The organism is Deinococcus marmoris (genome assembly GCF_001949125.1).
Classification (GTDB): domain Bacteria; phylum Deinococcota; class Deinococci; order Deinococcales; family Deinococcaceae; genus Deinococcus; species Deinococcus marmoris_A.
In genome coordinates this window covers 1-16,033 of record NZ_MSTI01000123.1, presented here as the reverse complement: position 1 = coordinate 16,033, position 16,033 = coordinate 1, and the positions used below count along the sequence as shown (strand labels likewise).

16 protein-coding genes are annotated in these 16,033 nt (G+C 54.3%); 13 read left to right on the top strand and 3 right to left on the bottom strand.

Translation table 11 applies throughout. From position 1 onward, the window contains the following. Positions 1-27: 27 nt before the first annotated feature. The 6 genes from BOO71_RS29085 to BOO71_RS17955 all read left to right on the top strand — a co-directional run bounded on the left by BOO71_RS29085 (position 28) and on the right by BOO71_RS17955 (position 2,968). A complete protein-coding gene (locus BOO71_RS29085; RefSeq protein WP_083653598.1) occupies positions 28-750 on the top strand; it encodes a helix-hairpin-helix domain-containing protein in 723 nt (240 codons plus the stop codon). Positions 751-779: 29 nt separating this feature from the next. Then, positions 780-1,307: a hypothetical protein gene (locus tag BOO71_RS17975; protein WP_075834668.1), complete on the top strand. Its 528-nt coding sequence runs from the start codon at positions 780-782 to the stop codon at positions 1,305-1,307. A gap of 90 nt (positions 1,308-1,397) precedes the next feature. After that, positions 1,398-1,682, top strand: a complete 285-nt coding sequence (yidD, locus tag BOO71_RS17970; RefSeq protein ID WP_075834666.1) for a membrane protein insertion efficiency factor YidD — start codon at positions 1,398-1,400, stop codon at positions 1,680-1,682. Between the two features lie 22 nt (positions 1,683-1,704). Further along, entirely contained in the window at positions 1,705-2,229 is a 525-nt protein-coding gene (locus BOO71_RS17965; protein WP_083653596.1) for a hypothetical protein, read from the top strand. 17 nt (positions 2,230-2,246) lie between these two features. Continuing rightward, entirely contained in the window at positions 2,247-2,558 is a 312-nt protein-coding gene (locus tag BOO71_RS17960) for an HNH endonuclease (protein ID WP_075834664.1), read from the top strand. Continuing rightward, positions 2,558-2,968 (top strand): hypothetical protein, encoded by a 411-nt coding sequence (locus tag BOO71_RS17955; RefSeq protein ID WP_254843208.1) that lies wholly within the window; start codon positions 2,558-2,560, stop codon positions 2,966-2,968. The genes BOO71_RS17960 and BOO71_RS17955 overlap by 1 nt, the downstream gene beginning before the upstream one ends. 11 nt (positions 2,969-2,979) lie before the next feature. Here BOO71_RS17955 and BOO71_RS17950 read toward each other — a convergent pair whose 3' ends face one another. Further along, positions 2,980-3,264, bottom strand: a complete 285-nt coding sequence (locus BOO71_RS17950; protein WP_254843207.1) for a hypothetical protein — start codon at positions 3,262-3,264, stop codon at positions 2,980-2,982. Positions 3,265-3,378: 114 nt separating this feature from the next. Between BOO71_RS17950 and BOO71_RS17945 the strand changes: the two genes are divergently transcribed. From BOO71_RS17945 to BOO71_RS17920, 6 genes are all read left to right on the top strand, one after another. Beyond that, positions 3,379-3,900 (top strand): hypothetical protein, encoded by a 522-nt coding sequence (locus BOO71_RS17945; RefSeq protein WP_075834662.1) that lies wholly within the window; start codon positions 3,379-3,381, stop codon positions 3,898-3,900. 179 nt (positions 3,901-4,079) lie between these two features. Next, positions 4,080-4,835 (top strand): SDR family NAD(P)-dependent oxidoreductase, encoded by a 756-nt coding sequence (locus tag BOO71_RS17940; protein WP_075834660.1) that lies wholly within the window; start codon positions 4,080-4,082, stop codon positions 4,833-4,835. Between the two features lie 8 nt (positions 4,836-4,843). After that, positions 4,844-5,131, top strand: coding sequence for a DUF3006 domain-containing protein (locus tag BOO71_RS17935; protein ID WP_075834658.1), 288 nt, complete (start codon positions 4,844-4,846; stop codon positions 5,129-5,131). Then, positions 5,128-6,168, top strand: a complete 1,041-nt coding sequence (locus tag BOO71_RS17930; protein ID WP_075834656.1) for an excalibur calcium-binding domain-containing protein — start codon at positions 5,128-5,130, stop codon at positions 6,166-6,168. The genes BOO71_RS17935 and BOO71_RS17930 overlap by 4 nt, the downstream gene beginning before the upstream one ends. 51 nt (positions 6,169-6,219) lie before the next feature. Further along, positions 6,220-7,617 (top strand): DEAD/DEAH box helicase family protein, encoded by a 1,398-nt coding sequence (locus tag BOO71_RS17925; RefSeq protein ID WP_075834654.1) that lies wholly within the window; start codon positions 6,220-6,222, stop codon positions 7,615-7,617. Next, entirely contained in the window at positions 7,604-8,833 is a 1,230-nt protein-coding gene (locus tag BOO71_RS17920; protein WP_075834652.1) for a DUF790 family protein, read from the top strand. The genes BOO71_RS17925 and BOO71_RS17920 overlap by 14 nt, the downstream gene beginning before the upstream one ends. Positions 8,834-8,836: 3 nt before the next feature. On the opposite strand, the gene BOO71_RS17915 is transcribed toward BOO71_RS17920, so the two are convergent. Then, complete coding sequence (locus tag BOO71_RS17915; RefSeq protein ID WP_075834649.1) at positions 8,837-9,097, bottom strand: hypothetical protein; 261 nt, start codon at positions 9,095-9,097, stop codon at positions 8,837-8,839. Between the two features lie 1,159 nt (positions 9,098-10,256). Between BOO71_RS17915 and BOO71_RS27140 the strand changes: the two genes are divergently transcribed. Then, entirely contained in the window at positions 10,257-15,185 is a 4,929-nt protein-coding gene (locus BOO71_RS27140) for an ATP-binding protein (RefSeq protein ID WP_139323018.1), read from the top strand. Positions 15,186-15,362: 177 nt separating this feature from the next. Here BOO71_RS27140 and BOO71_RS17905 read toward each other — a convergent pair. After that, the coding region (locus tag BOO71_RS17905; protein ID WP_075834645.1) for a transposase at positions 15,363-16,033 on the bottom strand (671 nt) is incomplete at its 5' end.

The window sequence follows — 16,033 nt, the reverse complement described above, 5'->3', positions numbered from 1 at the left end:
CGCGGCGTATGCATCAACCGCTCTGGAATGTCGTACCGCGCAGAGAACACACGCACCGTCCGGCTGCCCCTGTCCACCGTGGAGGGCGTGAGCGAGGCGGCGGCGCGGCTGATCGTGCAGGAGCGCCTGACGGGCGGTAAGTACGCCAGTGTCGAGGACTTCTATGATCGGGTGGAAATCAAGCGCGACGCCCTGGACACGTTGGCGAAAGCTGGAGCGTTTGATGCTGTGGACGCCCAGAAAAACCGCCGTGAGGCGTTCTACGTGCTGCACACCATCGCCAATGCCCGCAAGCCCGGCACGCGCGGTCTGCTGGGTCCGCAGGCCGAACCGCCTGAGTTGTCCGCCCTTTCCCCCGATGAATTGCTGTTTCTCGATCTGGAGACCAAGGGGATTTCAGAGTCCGGGCGTCATCCGCTGGACGCCCACCGGGCGCGGCTGCGTGACGTGGGCTGCGTGCCACTGGCAGGACTGCGCCACGGGCGGGAGGCGTGGACGGCGGGCCTGGTGGTCACGAAGCAGCGGCCACCGACAGCGAAGGGGTTCGCTTTCTTCGTGCTGGAAGACGGGTCAAACCGCGTCCAGGCCATCATCTCCCCGGACTTGTGGGAGGCCCACCGCGTCCTGCTGCGCGACGCTCGGGCGCTGATCGTGCAGGGCGAGGCCACGGTGCAGGGCCGGGCGGTGACGATCAAAGTGAAACGGCTCAGCGAACTGCCGCTGGGCAACTGGGCCAGCGCAGCAGATTGAGCCGTCCAGCCGGGTGTTACGCTCGCCCGGTGGCCATCGTCCCCGAAGCCCAGCGCGCCGCTGCCCTCCAACGCCTGACCCTCTCGCCTGCCCTGCGGGAGATGGCCCTCAGCCTGTATTCGCCCACCGTGTTTGAGTTTCGCGTGCAACGGGTGACAAAACTTTACGGCGCTGGAGACAGACCGCTGATCGGCGCTGGCCCCACCGGAACACCCGTGATGCCCCTCTGGGAGTCCGGCACCACCGTTGTGGCGGTGCGCCAGGAAGCGGATCATCTGGTGTTCTTCACCTTCAGCCTGGAAGACCCGGCCCGCCGCGCACGGGACCTCGCCCACACGGAACAGGGACTGTGGGCCGCGCTGTTCATCGAGGCTTACGAGGACGAATATTCAGATGAAGCGCTTGCCGCCACTGCCGCCGAAGTCGGCTTCCGGCACTGGCCCCTGGTGCTGGCGCGATACCATTCCGCCAGCCAGGACACTTCCCAGGAGAGTGAAGCGTTTCGCCAGGCACTCATCGCCGAGGTTGACTCTCTGGAGGGGATCAATGGCAGGTGACCACTGGATGGAGCAACCCCTCTGGTTCTCCGGTCATCCCTTTACCCCTTCCTCAACTGCTCTGCGCCTCAGTCCCTCTAGGCTCAGGCCATGCTTTCCCCTGACACGCTGGCCCTGGCTGGCATCGCGCTGTACCAGCGCTGGCTCTCACCCCATAAAGGCTTTCGTTGCGCCCATGCGGCCTTTTACGGTGGGGCGTCCTGCTCCGCCGCCATTGCCCAGACCATCCGGGATGAGGGGCTGAATCTGTCCGCCATCACGTCCCGTCTGGCGGCCTGTCGCCAGGCGTACGGCCATCTTCAGGTTACGGGCGGTCCCCGCGTCCGGGGCGTCTGTTGCTGTGGCCCGCTCCCCATTCCCTTCCGCTGCGGCTGAAGTGCCCCCTCTGGAGGTTCCCATGTCTGAAGATGACCGTTCTGATCCGTCCGCCCCAGTTCCTGCGTCCTCCCAGCAGCGCCGCGCCCGCCTGATCCGATTAGGGGCAATAGGTCTGGCCGGAGCCGTCACCGTGACCCTGCTCAACGAAACGGTGCGGCGGGCGTTGCCCCACGCGCCCCGCATCGAGGTGATCGGTGAGCGTGCCCTGGCCGGATCGCTGGACGCCCTGGGCGTGGACCCACCCCACGGCGCGGCCCTGTACCGCTGGACCTTGCTGGGGGATCTGGTGTCCAACACGGTCTACTTCGGTCTGGTGGGGCTGGGTGCGCGTCAGGGGGCCTGGGAACGCGGCGGGGCGCTGGGCTTGGCGGCGGGCGTGGGGGCGATGGTGCTGCCCCGGCCTCTTGGGCTGGGCGGTCAACCAGGATCACGCTTTCCCATGACGCCGTTGCTGACGGTAGGCTGGTATTTGGCTGGGGGTTTGGTGGCTGCTGCTCTCTCGCGGCGCTGGCCAGCAGATGGAAGCGAAGACTTGTTGCAGTAGCCCAGGGGGGACGGAGAGTGAAGCGGCGCAAGGTCTACCGCAAGGTGAGGGACAAGAAGGCGGGCAAGGTCCGCTCGCTGCACCGTGTTCTGGCGGAGCAAATGCTGGCCCGCCCCCTGGCCCCCGGTGAAATCGTTCACCACCGCGACGGCGACAGCACCAACAACGATCCAGCCAACCTGCTGGTGTTGCCCAGCCAGCGCTATCACGCCCACATCGAATACCACCTGCGCTGCGCCCGGAAAGGGATGCCCAGCCTGTTTCCCGAACTGTTCCGGGACGTGACCGAGGACCGCCGGGGCACGCTGTTCGAGAGCGTCATTCCCTGATGAACCGGGGCAATGGTCCAACGTGGATTCACGCCGTCATGCTGCTCCTGGTGGCCGTGCTGGTGGGCTGGGTGCCGCTGCTGGGACCGCTGGTGCTGGGCGGCCTCGCCGGACGTGCCGCGCCCGGCTGGCGGGGCGTGGTGGCCTTGTTGCCTGCCCTGGCCCTTCAGACGGCGATCCTTCTGAGTGTGCGCTGGGCCGCCCTGACCGTGCAGAACGCTGGATTGTCCGGCGGCCTCTGGGCGGCGGTGGCGTGGCTGGGCAGTCCCTTGTCCGCCGCGCTGGGCCGCCCGTTAGGCGAAGTGCTGGGGAGTGCGACGCTGGCCGGGTTCCTGCTGCTCTACACCCTGCCCGCATTGCCTGGACTGCTGATCGGCGCGCAGATGGCGGGGCGGTCCAGGCGCTGGTGAAGGTGGTCCCGTTAGACGGCGCGCTCCTCATGACACGGCTCGATGAACTCCACATCCAGCCAGTATTCGGCCTCGTCCTCGGTCACGCCGTTCAACTCCTGGCACCACACAGCGAAGGCGGCAGCGCGCATCTCCTCGTGGCAGCCCAGATAATCCGCCAGAGCGGTGCATTCAGCAGCGCTGGGGGCGTCGCCTGGTTCGCCATAGTCGGCGGCGTAGGCGCGGGTCAGCAGACCGGCCAGTTCAGCCGGGGTCAGGTCAGGCAGGCGCGTGGTGGTCGCAGGATAAGACTGCACGGGGGCAGGGAAAAACAGCGCGCACGTCTGACGACGCCCTCGGGAAGTCACCGACAAGTCCTAAATCAAATTAGGGCTGTCTCTGGAGACGGTCCTCTCTCTATGCTCTGATTCATGTCTTCCTCCATTCACAGGGCGTTTCTACTCACCTCGGCTCTGACAGGTGCGGCGCTGGCCGTCCCCCTCAAGAACACCCAGGCTCCATTCACCGCCGACGTCCCTGCGGGCTGGGAACAGCGGCCCTACCCCAATAACTTACCCGGCATCACGGTGCTGGCCCCTGGCACCCCCCCGCCCGCCGTCCTGCAACTCTTCTTCGCCCCGTATCAGAGCAAGGGCAATGACGCCGCCGCTTTGAAGGAGTTCATCGGGGGCGTCGAGGGATCGCTCACGGGCGGTGGGCTGGCCACCCTGAAGCGGGTGGGTGACCGTCCACGGACAGCGGGCGGAGTTAAAGGGACCGAGCGGGTGTACGACTTGACGCTCAAGGCCAATGGAGCCGTGGTGCGCTTGCAGTACTGGCATGGGGTGAGCAAACGCAACCTGCTGAGTGTCCAGTTCACCACGGGACCTGCCGCGACTGCGGCCCAGCGGGGCGTGTTCGACAAGGCATTAGGTTCGCTCAAACTCAAGTAGACAAGGAAAAAGCGGCCCGAAAGGCCGCTTTGATTCCTTAAATATAAGGCGGTATGCAGCCGCTGTCAACCCATGCGCCCCGATTCTTTTCTCAGCGCAATGAATGCGTCTGACACAGGCTTTTGACCTGTGCCCGGATAGAGCATGGACATAGGCGTCTGTATGCTTGACTGGCAGGCATGATCAATCTGGACGGCAAAGTGGTGTTCGTGACCGGGGCCTCGCGTGGCATTGGCGCGGTCTGTGTCCGCAGTCTGCTGGACGTGGGCGCGTCGGTGGCCGCCCACCTGGGCCGCAGCGGGCAGGGCGGTGAGGCGCTAATTGAAGAGTTCGGCGCAGACCGGATTCACCTTCTGACTGGTGATCTGGCCCAGGAAGGGGAAGCCGTCAGGCTATTTCAGAACGCCGTTGCATGGCAGGGCCGCGTCGATGTGCTGGTGAACAACGCGGGGATCGCGCCACCCGTCACCGTGGACGATCCCCTGGAAGCGTGGTCCGCCGTCTGGAGAGAGACCTTGCAGGTCAATCTGCTCAGCGTGGCGGACACCTGCCGGGAGGCCATCGGGCACTTCCGGGGCCACGGGGGCGGCATCATCATTAATATCGCCAGCCGGGCGGCCTTCCGGGGAGACCAGCCCAACGCCATGCATTACGCCGCCTCGAAAGGCGGCGTGATCGCCCTGACCCGCTCGATTGCCCGGGGTTTTGCCCATGAGGGCGTCCTCGCCTACGCGGTGGCCCCCGGCTGGGTCCGCACCGAGATGGCCGAGGCGTACCTGAATGAACACGCTGCGGAGCTGGCCCAGGAGTTCCCGCTGGGGGACGCGGCCCCACCCGAGGATGTGGCCGCCACCGTGGTCTTCCTGGCCTCCGGGCTGGTGCGGCACATGACCGGGGCGACGCTGGATATCAACGGGGCGTCCTACGTGCGTTAGCGTGAGGCATGGCATCTGAGCAGCAGCACGAGGAGTTGGGTATCAGCCACGTCATCATCGACGGCATCGAGGGAAAGGTGGCGCGCGTCGAGTTGCCGGACGGAACCACCGAGGATTGGCGGCTGTCGAGTCTGCCCAAAGGAATTAAAGAAGGTGACGTCATTCAAATCGACGTGCAGGGCGGCGATGTGGACATCGAGATTGACCACGATGAAACGGACCGTCGCCATGCCCTCGGCCAGCGCCAGCTCGACAGCCTGAACGCTAAAGCGCCCGACGGAGACATTGACCTGTGAGGCGCGTCCTGATGCTGGCCGCCCTGCTGGGTGGAGGCACACTGGCCCAGACCGCCCCCCCCGGCGTGCTGACCATCCGCTTCCTGGATGTCGGGCAGGGGGACGCCGTGTTGATCACGGCTCCTGAAGGCCAGAGCCTGCTATATGACGGGGGAAGGTCAGAAAAGCGCATGACGGAACTGCTGACCCAATACGGCGTCAAATCTCTGGCTGTCGTGGCCGCATCTCACGCCGATGCGGACCACATCACCGGCCTGATCCCGGCGGTCCAGTTGTTCAAACCCAAATTCTTTTTGAACAATGGGATTGCTGGGACGACGCAGACCTTCGGCAAGTTGACGGCAGCGGTCCAGGCCGCTGGCACCCAGGGGCTGCTGGCGAAAGATCAGGTGATCAACCTGGGCAGCGTGAAAGTCACGGTGCTGCCCCCACCCCTCGGCATGCCGAAGACCGATCAGAACCTCAACAGCGTCGGCCTGCTCATCGAATACGGCACGTTCAAGGCGCTGATGACCGGAGACAGCGAGACCGCCGAGACACAGGGCTGGTTGAGGGCCTATCCGGCCAGCAAACTCGGCCCCATCGACGTGTACAAGAGCATCCACCACGGCGCGAAGAACGGGGACAATCCCGCATGGTTGAAGGCGGTGCGGCCCAGCAACGTCGTGATCAGTGTTGGCCCGAACAACTACGGGCATCCCACCTCGGAGGCACTGGCCCTCTACAAAGGCGTGGGGGCCGCCATTTACCGTACGGACCTCAACGGCACCGTGACGATCACGGTGCAGCCCGGCGGGAAATACAGCCTGATGGCCGAGAAAGGGACGGGGACGACGCCCCAGGCCGCTCCGCCGCGCGTGACGCCCCAACCCGTCCCCCCACGGGTTACCCCCCCAGTGGTCCCAGCTTTGCCCAGTTCGGTGACCTATCCCAACTGCGCCGCTGTGCGCGCCGCAGGCAAAGCGCCGCTGCTCTCCGGTCAGCCGGGCTACAGCCGCAAGCTGGACCGCGACGGCGACGGACGGGCCTGCGAGTAAATGGCGTCTGGCGCAGGGTGAACATAGCGCCTGGCCTTTAACATGGCTGGAATGAGCGCGCCACTGCGTCTGGACCGAGGAACCCTGGTGATGTCAGCGGTTCCCGCCTGCGTCTCTGAATTCTTCACCTGGGACGCCAGAAGCCAGAACTACCGCGCCAGGGGGCAGCATTACCGCGCCATCGTGGAAGCGCTGCGGGCGCAGGGACTGACCTTCAAGGACGACGCGACCAACTTCGCCAAACTCGAACTGTCGGTGGCCCGTGAGCTGCCGCCCTACGCCCATCAGCTCGGTGCGCTCAAAGCCTGGAAGGAAGCAGGAAGAAGAGGCACCGTCGAACTCCCCACCGGGGCGGGCAAGACGCTGGTGGCGCAGCTCGCTTTGCGGGACACCCCCCGCAGTGCGCTGATCTGCGTGCCGACGCTGGACCTGTTGCAGCAATGGTATTCAGGACTGGTGGCGGCCTTCCCCGACGCCAACATTGGCCTCCTCGGTGGGGGCAGCCATGACGACACCCCGATTCTGGTGTCCACCTACGATTCCGCCGCCATCCACGCCGAAGACCTGGCGGGGAAGTACGCGCTGCTGATCTGCGACGAGTGCCACCACCTGCCCAGTGACTTCACGCGCGTCATCGCTGAGATGAGTCTGGCCCCCTATCGGCTGGGGCTGTCGGCCACCCTCAAGCGCAGCGACGGGCGGGAACGCGATCTGGACACCCTGCTCGGCCCGGTGGTCTATTCCTGTGCCCCCGAAGACCTGGCCGGAACCACGCTGGCCGATTACCGCGAGGTGGTGATCAAGGTGCGGCTGAGCCATGCCGAACAGGCCCGCTACGACGGTCTCATTGGGCAGCGCAACCATTTCCTGCGCCTGAACAACATCAAACTTGGCTCCCTGGACGGCTGGAAGCAGTTCATCATGAGCAGTGGCTCGCCGCAGGGCCGGGCGGCCATGCTGGCGCACCGCGAGGCCCGGTCCCTGGCCTACGGGACAGAGGGAAAGTTGCGGGTTTTAGAGGAGATCCTGGCCAACCACCCGAACGAGCGGACGATCATCTTCACCGACGACAACGCGACGGTCTACCGCATCAGCCGTGAATTTCTGATTCCGTCCATTACCCACCAGACGCCCACCAAAGAGCGGCATGGGGTGCTTGATAAGTTCCGGGACGGTTCCTACCGCATCCTGACCACCAGCCGGGTACTGAACGAGGGTGTGGACGTGCCTGAAGCGTCTGTGGGCGTGATGCTATCGGGCACCGCCACCGAGCGCGAATACATTCAGCGCCTGGGCCGCATTCTGCGGAAGGCGAAAGGCAAGAAGGCCACGCTTTACGAAGTGATCACCGAAGGCACCTCCGAGGAGCGCGTCAGCCAGCAGAGAAAGGGCCAGTGGAAGCCGCAGGGGGCCGCCCCCACCTGGGAGGACATCAATGCTCCCGACTGAACTCCTGATGTTCAGAGTGAACGAGGGTATAGCAGACCCCCGCCGCCTCAAGCCCACCACCACCAACCTGAAACTCGCCGAGACGCTGATCGCCCTGTATGCCTCGCACGTCGGCAAACAGCGGGCTGAACTGAATGAGGAAGTGCGGGCGCTGGAGGCAGGCCGCGCCGACTTCCGGGTGTTGCGCGGTCTGTCGCATCTGCTGGGCCAGCGGGGGGAGTTTGAAGCCGGGGGCAACCTTGCCCCTCCGGCGGTGCGCGAGAAGGTCTTTGCGCTGGCCCAGAGTCATCCCCCCAGTCGCCAGCGGACAACAGACATTCTGGAACAGGCCGCGCGGGCGCTGTCCACGGAGACCCCTTTGACCTCAGCAGAGGTATCGGCGGCCCTGTACGCCGATCTGCCCGATCAGCAGACGCTGATCGCCTTTGATCCTCTCGAACCCCTGGAACTGATTCAGCGCTTTGATCTGGCCCAGGCCCAGGGGATGCTGTACCGCGCCTATCAGCTCGTCATCACCGCCCGGCGCAACGAACCCGCCCGTTACAAGCAACTGTTGCGCTACCTGAAACTGTTTGGCCTGATGGTCACGGTGGAAGGGGACGCGGATTACGGCTTCACGCTGACGATGGACGGCCCCACCAGCCTCTTTTCAGGGACCACCCGCTACGGGCTGGCGATGGCAAAGTTTCTACCCGCCCTCCTGCACGTCACCAAATGGGATCTCAGCGCCGCTTTGAAACCCCGGCGTGATCTGGCCTGGGTGGACCCCAAGGATGAGGAATGGTCCTATCAAGTGACCAGCGAGGACGGCTACGTCAGCCACTACAAGGCTCCAGAGGAACATGACAGCGCCCTGGAGTCTGGTTTTGCTGAGCGCTTTGCCAAGCTGGAGACGCCGTGGATTCTGGAGAGGGAAGTGGACCTGGTGCCGGTGCCGGGCGGCGTGATTCTGCCGGACTTCCGGCTGGTGGACGGCGAGCGCAGCGTACTGATGGAAATTGTGGGCTACTGGCGGCCTGAATACCTGAAAAAGAAGTTCGCGTTGCTCAAAAAATCAGGGCGAACGGATCTGATCGTGTGCGTCTCGGAGCGGCTGAATCTGGAGAAGGCGGGCGTCGATCCCAGTGAATTCGGGGAACGGGTGATCTGGTTTAAGGGCGTGCTGGACCCGAAAGCGGTGTTGGCGGTAGCTGAGAGAATCGCCGTGAAAAACTGACGTCTACATCGCCGCTTCGAGCCAGTCCAGGGTGAAGAAGGCCGCGTCGATCAACGGCCCCAACTCACGCAGCGCCTCGGCCTTCCCGTCTCCCCAGTCGCCCAGCAGCACTGGGGACTCCGCGCGCAGAAATGCCGGGGCAGCCAGCATCACGCCCGCGCCATAGCAGTCTCCGGCGCACTGCTTCAACGTTTCCCACGCCTGGGGATCAATCTCGTAACCCGCTGGCACGCTGAGGATCAGCACGGGGGATGATTCGGTCATGGCGAAATCGTACCGTGAAATTTGGATGCAGACATCGAGAAGAGACTACGGTTGCCCTGGCAATAGAGCAGGCCCAGTACACTTTCTGGCATGCGCCCCGCTGACCTCACGTCAATCGAGATCGCTGACCTTCTCTCCCAGATGTACACGGCGGACCACGGCGGTCAGGACGACGCTCCCAGCCAGCAGCAGCGCACGGAGCTGGCCGACTATCTCGGCTGTCACGAGGAGGCTAGGGCCAGCGCGTGGGAGGCGTGGGCTGCGGAGCTGAACCCCGCCGACTGGGACGCAGCACAGTGTACTCACTGCTAAAGTGTGTTCATGCCCAGTTCTTCTCCTCTAAGTCTTATGAAACGGCAGGTTGGAGCGCTTTTCACGCTTGATGAGCTAAGCCAACTTCACCTCATTGCTGACACCGATGAAGAGGGCCGTACGCCTGCCCCCGATTTTTTATGGGCCGGACTGTCGAGGGGAATGTCTGGCACTTTCGCCATGAATTGGACGAAGATTTGAAGATCAGATTGGACGAGATATGCCGGACAGAACCGCCTCTGGCCTCTGGTCAAAATAAGCCGCAGATCGCCGTGGCAATACGCGAGGTTCTCTGTTCTGACAAGGAGGACCGTGGGCCAGCTTATTGGCTGAGAGAGTCATATCGAGCAGCAGAAAACGCAGTGACCGTTGACGCGTCCAATGCCCACTCTCTGGTGACCCATTATCCATACACTGCTCGGTGTGTCCAGTCAGGAGAAGTTAGACCTGTTGCAGCAGTTTTGGTAAATGGTGTTGCCGTGTCGGTTTGTTCTTGCAGTCGATGGGCGGACGATGTGGCTGAAGCCGGTCTGCATACTGTGGATCAATTTCGGGGTCATGGGTATGGGGTGGTAGCAACAGGCCACTGGATTGATTTGGTGGGTCAAATTGGACGCCTGCTGTTTTACAGCACCAGTTGGACGAACGTTGCCTCACAACGAGTAGCTCGCAAATTTGAAGCCACCTTTTACGGCGAGGATTGGTCAATAACCTGAGGTTGATTTGAGCTAAACCCTAGCTTAAAACAGCTCAATGTGATATGAATATAAAAGAACAATTTCATATTCATATTAGAAAAACTTAATCATATTATCAGTTCTTGATTTTTTAAAATAGGAGAAGCACTATGACAAGCGAACTTGTAACAACCTGTGTTATTTGTCCCACCTTTCCCCGTAATCGAATTGGTGAGATCAATCGTGCAAATCTAGTCGATCTTGCACACGTAATGCTGCAATCCTCTGCCGATATTTTGCTGTTAGAAGGTGAGTCCGGAGTAGGAAAAACTTATCTTATTAAACAATATGCAGAAAAGTATTTTCCTCAATGCATTTCATTATTTGCTTCTCTTACAAGTCGTATGACGTTTGATATAGAATTTTTACAGTTGTCCTTATACCAACAGGCCTATTTTCTATTACATGAGCGGCCTTGTATTGATCTTCCAGAACATGAAGAATTAGAGCGCTTGCTCCGGCCAGTTTTGGCAAAGTTAAACTCAAAATCCAATTTCAAGCAAAAGTCCGTTCATATACTTTTAGATGGATTTTCTGATATAGAATTGGAAGTGCCTGGGTACTTTGATAAACTTCTCACTGATGTTCTTCCATTTGGATTAAAAAATTTTAAATTTATTATTTCTGGTACAGAAAATTTATTGGATGCTAAGCATGGGCGTCTTTGCAGTATAAAAACTTTAACTATCCCTGGATTTTCCCCAGATGAAACTTTAAAATTTTTAACGACTCATGGCTTATCGCAAGATAGCGCCCTACGCATACATGATATGAGCAGAGGTCTTCCCGGTAATATTGAAAATATTGTTCGTGCCTTAGGCGAAGATATCAATTTAGATGATTTATTTAACATGGAATCTGGTAAGATGCCAGACTTCATGGACATCGAATGGAAATCTACAGATTTAGACGATGAGTTAATACGCAATTCTCTATCACTGCTAGCTTATTCTAATATAGATCTAGATATTAAGACATTAGCTTCTTTATTAAAAACAGATGAATTGAATCTTAGAGAAAAAATGAGCAAAGTAAGTCTCGTATCTATTGATAAACATATTCAGTTTACAAGTAATTCCCAGAGATTAATGGCGATGGAACGGCTTAAAAACTATAAATCGATAGCAATTGGACAGTTAATTGACCTTATAAGCAGCAATAAACACAGTAAGGATGCTCTAGAACATCTACCTGGCTATTATCGAGAAATTGGCAGACATAAAGATGTGTTAGAACTAATAGACGCTGCCCATTATAGCGAATTATTGCAATCTAAATCTTCACTTTCCCCATTACAGAAAAGAGCTGACTTTGTATTTGAGACTGCAATAGAAATGGGTAATATAATCGATATTGCGCGATTTAGTATGCAAAAATCAGCTATTAATTTTGTACAAACCGCTGACCTACTTTTATCTGAAGTAAATGCACGTTTAGCTCTTAAAGATTATGGATCTTCTATCGAAATAGCAAGATCATGTAGCGCAATTGAAGTTAGATTACGTCTTCTGTCTTCAATATCAAAGTCGATGATAGAAGACGATCGCCAGATTGAGGCTGAATTGAAGCAGGAAATCGAAACCCTTATCGAACTTCTGAATATTGACCGAATTGACGAATGGCTTCTAGAAATCGCCTCCGATCTTGTTTGGGTTTCTCCAGATCTTGCTTTAAAGTTGTTGGGGCGTGGTAAAAAAGATGATGATAGTCGTGACGAATTTGATTGGGCACTAGCGCGCTTATCTTTCGAAGCTAAGTTGGATGACAGCCTTCAATCGAAAAATGTCTCACTAATATCCGATACTGAAAAAAGCTCGCCTGCTGACAGATTTTTTGGCACAATGTCTTTATATTTTGAAAAAATTTCAGCCGATGAGATAATTCTTAGAATTAAATCATTTGATCCGACGAATAGAATCTTCTTTTTGAGAAACTGGGCAAGGTTCAACGAATTTAATCCTGACGCAATCGATCTAATTATCTATGGAATCGGATTATGTATCAAAGAGGCATCATATACGCCCAAAACACGTGATTTTAGAGAATTGACCTCGCCCTTAATCACTAAAGGCGATCAAGCTAAAACTCTACATGTCATACGACAGATCGACGGACAAGCCAGCTTGATTGAACGCCTTGGGGCATCTGAAGAATATGTCCGCCTTCAGAGCAATCTGTGTCGTGCAGAACTTCATTTTGATATTTCTGCATCAATTCAGCGTGCGCTAAGGTTGAAAGATTATGTGTGGGCAGTCACTGATCTCTCCGCTCGGATGGAGTGTCTATCGTGGCTTGTAAACCTTCTCTATATTGTTCATTCTATTACAAGCAGCTCGGATATTAAAGTGAAGTTAAATGAAGTTGAAGATGAATTAACGCGAAATATTGATATTTTATTTTGTAATACTGCGGATCACTATAGTATCGCCCAAGGTGCGATTAGTGCATTAGCCAAAACTGGTTCAGAGACGGCTCTAATTGTAGCGTTGCGACTCAATTTGGTTTCTAGAAGGACCCAGGCTTTAATTGATATTGCATTAATAGCATCAGAAACACCAGATAAATATAACCTTGCAGATATTTCTAATATAATTTCCCTAATAGAACAAATACATTTAAAAGAAGGAGCTTTCGAGAAGGTATTAAATAAGCTGGCAGAGGCAAAAATTGTATATAAGAATTTTAACCTTGCCGCGATACACTCGCTTATGCAGCACATTGATCTTTTCGATGGTGAGATGTATAGACACAACTGCTATATAAGTATTTTAATACTTTTATCAGGAGATGAACCAGAATACCCTGAATCATTGAAAAAATCTATAAAATCTAAGATAGAAGCAAGTTATGCAAAAATTACAGATCAGTCATGCAGTATTAGACTTGCTTTAAAAGCTACAGCGTCCCTTGCCAAATATGATAGACCATTTGCTGAAGATTTTATGGAAAAAGCGGAAAAGTCTCGAGAAGGCACATCTCTATTCGCTGAAGATGCTGTAAGTTCATATGGTGACTGCATCAGATTATCAATATTAGCTTTTGGTGGTATTATTAGTAAGTCAAATTATTCAGATGCAGAGTTTTCTCAGTTAATGGATCTCATTGATAGAATACCATCACTATATAATCAGATTAGTCAATATACTGACTTGTACCTTGAACTTAAACGGCGCGATAGTTTAAATATCGCGAATAAGGTCATGAATAGCATCAATAATTTGCTTCCGCAGTTACGAAAATCTGACTTATTACTATACCAATACGCTGTAGCTTATTCTGCGCCCGCGCTTTTTGCTAACCACCAGGACACTTGCTTTTATCATTTAGATCATCTGCAAATCGATATCCGTGATGACGCATTGTCCAATATAGCATTTAATATACTATATAAAATTCCACGATACATGCCTTTAGATGAAAAATCAGTACCTACTGCGCTATCTTTTGAAGATTTATCTGATCTCTGCAAAGTGCTTGAGGAACTGAAAAAAGATTCTAGAATCTACCAGCTAATTGATGACATCGCTAAAGTAATGGACCCCAGACAGACATCACTAAGGCTCACTCAGAATCATAAAGCAGAACTAATTAGAAGAATTAGAGCAGTAATAGATAAAAGTCTCCCAGACAATCGCAATATTCAGCACGATGGATATAAAATTCTTGCTCTTTTATCTCTATTTAGAATTGATCCAGAAATTAAAAATAACCTTAACCAGTATCTAAATAATGTTAAAAATATTGATAATGCTTCCGATCGTGTGTATATTAACTGTGAAGTGCTTGAGAGACTAGCAAGCGGAAAGGCTGACATAAAAAACCGAATTATTGTTGATATTGAATTAGATTTACGGTTAATTCCGGCTGGAATTGACCGCTTGCAGCGATTAGTGAGATTTGGCGATGTGTTATCAAACTTCGATTACTCTAAAGCAAAACTAGTATTAAAGTCTGCTATGGAGAAGAGTGTAGAAATAGAGGATGCGCCAGATATAGTAAATCTTCGCAAAAGAATTATTGATGTAGCTCATAGTATTGACAAAGATTATGCAGCTAGTCTTGCAGATTTTATCGATGATGATCCTGCTAGAACATCTATGAAATCAGAATTAAAGAAAAAAGTGCGAGAACTCGATACTCAAAATAAGATTATAAATAAAAAGGGTGAAAAAATAAATGAAGAGCGCGATATAAAAGCTTTGCCCAATATTGCATGGCGGCAACTCGGTAAGCTTAATGCATCGAGAGTCCCAACTCTCAAGCCTGATGATATGAAGCTGAGATTTGAAGAGGCTTCTGAGTTAGGCATTGATCGGGCTTTTCCAGTTTATACATGGCTGATCCAAAACTTTATACGTCGATTTGAAGGTACGAATAAGACGTTTGATATTCTGCGGCCACTTTTTATTAGTTGCATGTCTTCTGCCGAACTTCTGTATTCTATATATGGTAATAGCTTCGAGAAGATCACTCAAATTACGCGATCTAGAATAGGACCTTCTACACTAGGATCGCTGCTTGTACAGCCTGGACAACGTGATGAGGCTATAAAGTTTCTAAAAACGTGGTTAGAAGATAACTTAAGTCAGACACTGTTAATTAGTGATCCATATTTTGGTCCTGAGGAGCTTGAGTTATTACGTCTTGTAGTAGAAATTAACCCCACATGTGTTATTAGAATTCTTACAAGTCGAAAGCATTTACAGCAGGAAAAGATTGTCCTGCCCTATGATGAAACCTTTTCTAATTATTGGCGAAATCATATCATGGAATTTGAAATGCTTGATACTAAAATAGTTGTTGCTGATGTAGAAGGATCAAGCGGATCACCAATCCACGATAGGTGGTATATAACTGAAAATGCTGGACTTAAGCTTGGAACATCGTATAATTCCCTTGGCATATCATCCATTTCAGGTTTGAATGTTATGGACAGTGAGGAACATGCGCAGAATACCGCTGCTCTTGAGCAGTTTATAATCAGAGAAATACGAGTCCATGAAGGTAAAAGAATTAAATATACTTCATTCGTAATTTAATATCTATAATTAGAATGATTTACGATATAGAAACTTTAAATATATTAAATTTATTTTAAGTAGATTTAAACCCCGTTTAGGACTTGAGCCAGGATAGATTTCTCCGCACCCAGGCGATAAAAAGTGAGACGATATGGCTAGATATCGTCTCTATCAACCAGTTGTGCGGGTTGAGATTCAGAGACTGAAGGAGACGAGATGCATTCTGAAGGCATCTTCGCCTGTCCAGCCGAAGAATTCTCGCGACCACGCCAGAAGAATGTTAAAGACCGCCGCAACATACGCCAGGTGAGCGGTCAAATACGCTTCCTGGCGATGGTCCATGTGTTTCAGATTCATAATCCGTGTAACCAGTGAAAACGCCGTTTCTACCTGCATTCTCACGTTCCAGGTGCCTTTTTTGCAGAGCTTGAGGTTTTCTGGAATACTGTCTTTTTTGGCGGATCGGAACCCCCAATCCCCCATGACGATGGATTGGCCGTTCAAGGCGCTCACCAGCGGGTAAAACACCTGATCGTGGCGGTTCATGGGTTGCCAGCCGAAGTTGACGATTTCACCGAAATCGTTGATCACGCCACACAGCTTAATTCCCACAGCCCAGCGCCCTTTGTCTTTGCTTTTCTTGGCGAGCGAATGCTTCGCTCGTCCTTCCCGGCGGGGGTGAATCAGCTCAATCGGATAGCAGTCAATGATTGTGAAGAACGACGGCTCACCCAGAAATTCAGCGCACAAAGCGGCATATCTGGTGATGAGACGCGATAGACGCGAGCGCTCAGGGAGATTTGGAAACAGCGAAAGATAATCACGGCTGATCCAACGGTAAAATCCCTTGAATCCGGTTCCTTTGA